7 protein-coding genes are annotated in these 6,000 nt (G+C 69.0%); 3 read left to right on the forward strand and 4 right to left on the reverse strand.

Annotated elements, in window-relative coordinates:
* Positions 1–266: 266 nt before the first annotated feature.
* The 4 genes from H7841_06720 to rph all read right to left on the reverse strand — a co-directional run bounded on the left by H7841_06720 (position 267) and on the right by rph (position 2,640).
* Positions 267–611 carry a DUF86 domain-containing protein gene (locus H7841_06720; GenBank protein ID MEO5336569.1) on the reverse strand — a complete coding sequence of 115 codons (345 nt, stop codon included), beginning with the start codon at positions 609–611 and terminating at the stop codon, positions 267–269.
* 263 nt (positions 612–874) lie between these two features.
* On the reverse strand, positions 875–1,150 hold the full coding sequence (locus tag H7841_06725) for a hypothetical protein (protein MEO5336570.1): 276 nt from the start codon (positions 1,148–1,150) through the stop codon (positions 875–877).
* Positions 1,151–1,318: 168 nt separating this feature from the next.
* Positions 1,319–1,915, reverse strand: a complete 597-nt coding sequence (gene rdgB / locus H7841_06730; GenBank protein ID MEO5336571.1) for an RdgB/HAM1 family non-canonical purine NTP pyrophosphatase — start codon at positions 1,913–1,915, stop codon at positions 1,319–1,321.
* Positions 1,915–2,640 carry a ribonuclease PH gene (gene rph, locus H7841_06735; GenBank protein MEO5336572.1) on the reverse strand — a complete coding sequence of 242 codons (726 nt, stop codon included), beginning with the start codon at positions 2,638–2,640 and terminating at the stop codon, positions 1,915–1,917. The genes rdgB and rph overlap by 1 nt, the downstream gene beginning before the upstream one ends.
* A gap of 88 nt (positions 2,641–2,728) precedes the next feature.
* Between rph and hrcA the strand changes: the two genes are divergently transcribed.
* The 3 genes from hrcA to murJ form a co-directional block, all read left to right on the forward strand.
* Positions 2,729–3,769, forward strand: coding sequence for a heat-inducible transcriptional repressor HrcA (gene hrcA / locus H7841_06740; protein MEO5336573.1), 1,041 nt, complete (start codon positions 2,729–2,731; stop codon positions 3,767–3,769).
* A 7-nt stretch (positions 3,770–3,776) separates the two neighbouring features.
* Complete coding sequence (grpE, locus tag H7841_06745; protein MEO5336574.1) at positions 3,777–4,493, forward strand: nucleotide exchange factor GrpE; 717 nt, start codon at positions 3,777–3,779, stop codon at positions 4,491–4,493.
* A 58-nt stretch (positions 4,494–4,551) separates the two neighbouring features.
* Positions 4,552–6,000 (forward strand): murein biosynthesis integral membrane protein MurJ (gene murJ, locus H7841_06750; protein MEO5336575.1); only part of this gene is annotated, 1,449 nt, incomplete at its 3' end.

Here is a 6,000-nt window from a genome sequence, read left to right on the forward strand (position 1 = left end):
TCAGCTCCCGCGAGGCGCAAGCCCCAACCAGAACCTCCAGGTCGGCGCGCAGCAGCGGCTCCCCGCCGGTCAGCACGACCATGGCCCCGGGCGCCGAACGGGCCAGGCCGTCGATGACCGCCAGGGCCTCGTCCGGCGTCATCTCCCCCTCGCCGCCGGCCCGCCGCTGCTCGGCGTCGAGGTAGCAGGCCAGGTTGCAGGCCCGAGTCAGGTTCCAGGAGACCAGCCGGACACCAAGCCGTCGAAGCTGCTCGAAGGCCCGCTCCTCAATCCTCCCCGGCCAGCATCTCCCGGACGGCGGTGCCGAGGACCGGCAGATGTTCGCGAACGATCTCCTTGAGGAGGCCGGGATCGACGCGGTGATAGGCGTGGCGGAGCTCGTTGCCGAGGTCGGCGACCTTGCGCCATGCGATATTCGGATACCGCCCCTTCCGCTCGTTTGGAATGTGGCGGCTCGCCTCGGAGACGATCTCCAGTTCGCGCTCGATGGCCCGATAGACCGTCGGATTGGTCTCGAAACCGTCCAGCGGCACCAGCCGCAAGTGGCCCTCGACGGCCTCGATGGCATCCGCGATGTCGATCAGGCGGGCCTTCAGGGACCGGAAAGCCATCAGAACACCCTTTCCGCTTCGGCCTCGATGGCCTCCTTGAGGGCCGGGTGCAGGGAGCGGCGGGTCGCGATATCGACAGGCACGTGGATGGAATCCTCCAGGAAATACCGGATTTCCAGGAGGTCGAACAACGAGAAGCGGCCCGATTCCTCCGCGGAGGCGGGCCTCCCTGGCCCTCAGTTCGGAGATGGCGGTTCGACGGTCCATGGGCCGAGTATACGGCCGGCCGGCCGGCGTCCTCAAGCCCTCCGGCCCCTCTTGTTCTACTCCTCCTCGTCCTCGGCGACGCCGTACTGCTTCAGCTTGTTGCGCAACGTCAGCCGGGATATGTCGAGGCGCTTGGCGGCCAGGGTGGTATCGGCGAGATCGGCGCGGCGCCGCCCGATACGGATGGCCCGCTTCAGCAGCGCCATGATGGCCGGCGCCAGGGCGACATCGCCGCTGTCGATCACATACTGAATATCGCGCGGCAGGGGAGCAAGGCAGACCTGATGATCCTTGGCCGCCCACCCCATCTGGGCGCCGAGGCGGTCGGACACCCAGAAATCGGGCCGGACCCCCGATTTTCGCCCCGATTTTGTGATTTTCAGGCCGTAGCGCCCGCAACCGCGATGGCTGAAATCCGCAAGCGTCGCGTGCCGCCATCCTGCCAACGGCATGGGAACGGGGCAAGGGCGGCAATTCCGCCAGGCGCCTGCGCTCCCGGTTCAGGCGAAGCAGGCGGCGACCAGGCGGCGGAAGGCTTCGGCGCGATGGCTCATCTCGTGCTTTTCGGCCGGTTCCATCTCGGCGAAGGTGATCTGTCGGTCCTTGGGCAAGAAGATCGGATCGTAGCCGAAACCCTTGTCGCCCCGCGGCGGCCAGGTCACGGTCCCGAAGACCTTGCCCTGAAAGGTCTCGCAATGGCCGTCGGGCCAGCAGAGCGCCAGCACGCAGGCGAAATGGGCCCGGTGGTCGTCGACGCCGGCCAGGGCGTTCCAGACCTTCTTCATGGCGAGCCCGAAATCCTTTTCCGGGCCCGCCCAGCGGGCCGAATGGATGCCCGGCTTGCCCCCCAGGGCTTCCACCGCCAGGCCCGAATCGTCGGCCAGGGCGGGCAGGCCCGACGCCTGGGCCGCCGCCCGGGCCTTGATGAGGGCGTTTTCGACGAAGTTCCAGCCGGTTTCCTCCGGCTCGGCCAGGCCCAGGGCGCCGGCCGACACAACTTCGACCCCGAAGGGCGCCAGCAGCTCGCCGATTTCCCGGACCTTGCCGGCGTTGTGGCTGGCGATGACCAGCTTCCCGTCTTCAAAGCGACGCGCCATCAGGGCTGCTCCAGCCCCAGGACCTGGCGTTGCAGACCGGTCAGGTGGTCGACGCCCCAGCGGGCCAGTCCCAGAAGGTCGAGGAACTGGGTCTCGCTGAACGGCCGGTCCTCGGCGGTACCCTGGATTTCCACGATGCCGCCCTTGGCGGTGAGCACGAAATTGGCGTCGGCCTCGGCATCCGAATCCTCGGCGTAGTCCAGATCCAGCAGGGCATGCCCCTTGTAGAGCCCGCAAGACACCGCGGCCACCTGGTCGACCAGTGGGATGGCCTTCAGCATGCCCAGTTCCACCAGTCGCCGGAAAGCCAGATGCAAGGCCACGTAGGCCCCGGTGATGGAAGCGGTGCGGGTGCCGCCGTCGGCCTGGATGACGTCGCAGTCGATGCGCACCTGGATCTCGCCCATGGCCTTCAGGTCGGTAACCGCCCGGAGGGAACGGCCGATCAGGCGCTGGATTTCCTGGCTGCGCCCCGACTGCCCGCCCTTGGCGGCCTCGCGCGCCGTGCGCTGGGAGGTGGCGCGGGGCAGCATGCCGTATTCGGCCGTCACCCAGCCGTGGCCGGCGTCGCGCAGCCAACTGGGCAGGCGGTCCTCGACGGACGCGAGGCAAAGCACGTGGGTGTCGCCGAACCGCACCAGGCAAGAGCCTTCGGCGTACTTGTTGACGTCAGGTTCCAGCGCCACGGTGCGGAGCTGGTCTAGGGCGCGGCCGGAAGGTCTCATCTGGGGTTCCTCGGGCGAATCGTTGACCTCGGAAGCTAGCGCGGTCGGGCTTGCGCGTAAACCCCAGCTTTCATAGAGTCCGCCCCGCATGATTACCGAACTCAACGAACGCTCGCGCGAGGTCTTCCGTCAGATCGTCGACGCCTACCTGGAAACGGGGGAACCCGTGGGCTCGCGCACGGTGGCGCGACGGCTGCGCATGGCCCTGTCCCCGGCCACCATCCGCAACACCATGGCCGACCTGGAGGAGGCCGGGCTGTTGTTCGCCCCCCATACCTCGGCCGGGCGCCTGCCCACCGAGCCGGGGCTCCGGCTGTTCGTCGACGGGCTCTTGGAGGTCGGCAACCTGACCGACGCCGAACGGCGCGACATCGACGCCAAGTGCGCCGCTTCCGGCCAGAGCCTGGAAGGCGTGCTGGAACAGGCGTCTTCCACCCTGTCCGGCCTGTCCCACTGCGCCGGGCTGGTGGTGGCGCCCAAGACCGACAGTCCGCTCCGCCATATCGAACTCGTTTCCTTGAGCCCCGGCCGCGCCCTGGTGGTGATGGTCACCGAAAACGGCGTGGTGGAAAACCGCATCATCGAGACGCCGCCAGGCCTGCCTCCGTCCGCCCTGGTGCAGGCCAGCAACTTCCTTTCGGCGCGCCTGGTCGGGCGCACCCTGGCGGAAGCCCAGGACGAGATCGTCCGCGAACTGCGGGACCACCGCGCCCAGTTGGACGAACTGACCGCCAAGGTGGTGGCGACCGGCCTGGCCACCTGGGCCGGCGATCCCAAGGAAGGTTCGCTGATCGTGCGCGGCCAGGCCAACCTTCTGGGCGACATCGGCGCGCTCGCCGACCTGGAACAGATCCGCGGCCTGTTCGCCGCCCTGGAGACCAAGGAGTCGGTGCTGAAGCTGCTCTCCCTTGCGGACTCGGCGGAAGGAGTCCAAATCTTCATCGGCGCCGACAGCCAACTGTTCGGCGTGGCGGGCTGCTCGGCCATCGTCGGGCCCTACCGCGACGCCCGCAACCGGGTGGTCGGCGCCATCGGGGTCATCGGCCCGACGCGGATGAACTACGCCCGCATCATTCCGATGGTGGATTACACGGCCCAGGTCATCGGGCGGCTGATTTCAGGGGGATAGGAAGACCATGTCCGACGAAAACGCGAACGCCGCAACCCAGGAGACTCCGGCCGCCGAGGCTCCCGCCGCCGAAACCGCCCCGCCCGAGGCCGAGGCCCCGGCCCCCGACGCCCGCCTGGCCGAACTGGAAGCCAAGGTGGCGGACCTGGACGACAAGTGGCGTCGCTCCCTCGCCGAAGCCGAAAACGTGCGCCGCCGCGCCGAACGGGACAAGCAGGATGCCGCCAAGTACGGCACCGCCGGCTTCGCCAAGGAAATGCTGAGCGTCGCCGACAACCTGGCCCGCGCGCTGGCCAGCGTCGACGAGGCGGCGCGGGCCGCCCACGAGGGCCTGGCCAACCTCTGGACCGGCATCGAGATGACCCAGCGCGACATGCTGAACGCCTTCGAGCGCTTAGGCGTCAAGCCGGTGGCGGCGGAAGGCCAGCGACTCAATCCCCATGTCCACGAAGCGATGATGGAACTGGACAATCCCAACGTCCCGGCCGGCACGGTGCTGCACGTGGCGCAGACCGGCTACATCCTGCACGACCGGCTCTTGCGCCCGGCCAAGGTGGTGGTTTCCAAGGGCGGCCCCAAGGAAGCCCCGCCCCCCGCCCCCGAAGCCAAGGCCGAAAGCCACCCCCACGGCCACCACGGCCACAAGGCCAAGGAGAAGGCCCAGGCCTACGAAGGCAAGGCGGAGGACAAGGACAAGGGCGCCCAGCTGGACGAGAAGCTGTAGGAAGCCCGCCCGCCTCGCGGCGCTTTCCGAAGGCGGCGAATCCCGCTAGACAGAAGCCATGGCTCTGCTGCGTTCCATCGCCACCGTCGGCGGCATGACGATGATAAGCCGCATCCTGGGCTTCGTCCGGGATGTGCTGGTGGCCGCCGCCCTGGGCGCCGGGCCGGTGGCCGATGCCTTCTTCGTCGCCTTCAAGTTCCCCAACCTGTTCCGCCGCCTGTTCGCCGAAGGGGCCTTCAGCCTGGCCTTCGTGCCCATCCAGGCCGGCATCGTCGAGACCGAAGGCCGGGACGCCGCCCGCGCCTTCGCCGAACAGGCCTTCGCGGTGCTGCTCTGGGCCCTGCTGGTCCTGGTGCTGGCGGTGGAAGTCGCCATGCCTTGGATATTGATGGCCTTCGTGCCCGGTTTCCTGGGCGAGCCGGGCAAGTTCGATCTGACCGTCGAACTGACCCGCATCACCTTTCCCTACATCCTGTTCATCTCGCTGGTCTCGCTGCTGGGCGGCGTGCTCAATTCCCTGCACCGCTTCGCCGCCGCCGCTTTCGCCCCGGCGCTGCTGAACCTTTGCCTGATCGGCGCCGTCCTGGGGCTGGGCAAGATCCTGCCCACCGCCGGCCATGCCCTGGCCTGGGGGGTTGCGGCGGCCGGCGTCGTGCAGTTCGCCTGGCTCTATGGCGCCGCCTGGCGGGCCGGCATCCGCGTCCGCTGGGTGCGTCCCCGCCTGACGCCCCAGGTGCGCATCTTGCTGAAGCGCATGGTGCCGGTGGCGGTGGGGGCGGGTATCTACCAGATCAACCTGGTGGCCGACACGGTGCTGGCTTCCCTGCTGCCGTCCGGGTCCATATCATACCTGTTCTACGCCGACCGCGTGACCCAACTGCCCTTGGGGGTGGTCGGGGTGGCGGTGGGTACCGCCCTGCTGCCCCTGATGGCGCGCCAGCTCAGGGCAGGCAAGGTGGCCGAGGCCCTTTACAACCAGAACCGGGCCATCGAGGTGGCCTTCCTGTTCACCCTGCCGGCGGCGGTGGCGCTGGCGGTGGCCGCCGATCCCATCGTGCGGGTGCTGTTCCAGCGCGGCCACTTCGGGCCCGAACAGGCGGGCGCCACCGCCGGGGCCCTGGCCGCCTTCGCCTTGGGCCTGCCCGCCTATGTGCTGGTCAAGGCCCTGTCGCCCGGCTTCTACGCCCGCGAGGACACGCGGACCCCGGTCAAGGTGGCCGCGCTCTGCATGGGGCTGAACATCGCCTTCAACCTGGTGCTGATGTGGCCCTTCAAGCATGTGGGCATCGCCATCGGCACCGTGCTGTCGGCCTGGATCAACGCGGGCATTCTGGCCTACCTGTTGGGCAGGCGCGGCCATCTGGAGCCGGACGCGCGCCTGAAATCGCGCCTGCCGCGCGGCCTGGCCGCCAGCCTCGCCATGGGCGCGGTGCTGTGGGGGACGATGATGGCGCTCGATCCCTGGCTGGCGGGCGGGGAAGCGACGCGGGCGGCGGCGCTGGCGGTC

This window comes from Magnetospirillum sp. WYHS-4, from assembly GCA_039908345.1.
Taxonomy (GTDB): Bacteria; Pseudomonadota; Alphaproteobacteria; order Rhodospirillales; family GLO-3; genus JAMOBD01.

What these genes read in the sequence shown, in the direction of transcription:
- H7841_06720 (MEO5336569.1), bottom strand. Translation starts at nt 611, where the DNA reads ATGGCTTTCCGGTCCCTGAAGGCCCGCCTGATCGACATCGCGGATGCC.
- rdgB (MEO5336571.1), bottom strand. Translation starts at nt 1,915, where the DNA reads ATGGCGCGTCGCTTTGAAGACGGGAAGCTGGTCATCGCCAGCCACAAC.
- rph (MEO5336572.1), bottom strand. Translation starts at nt 2,640, where the DNA reads ATGAGACCTTCCGGCCGCGCCCTAGACCAGCTCCGCACCGTGGCGCTG.
- hrcA (MEO5336573.1), top strand. Translation starts at nt 2,729, where the DNA reads ATGATTACCGAACTCAACGAACGCTCGCGCGAGGTCTTCCGTCAGATC.
- grpE (MEO5336574.1), top strand. Translation starts at nt 3,777, where the DNA reads ATGTCCGACGAAAACGCGAACGCCGCAACCCAGGAGACTCCGGCCGCC.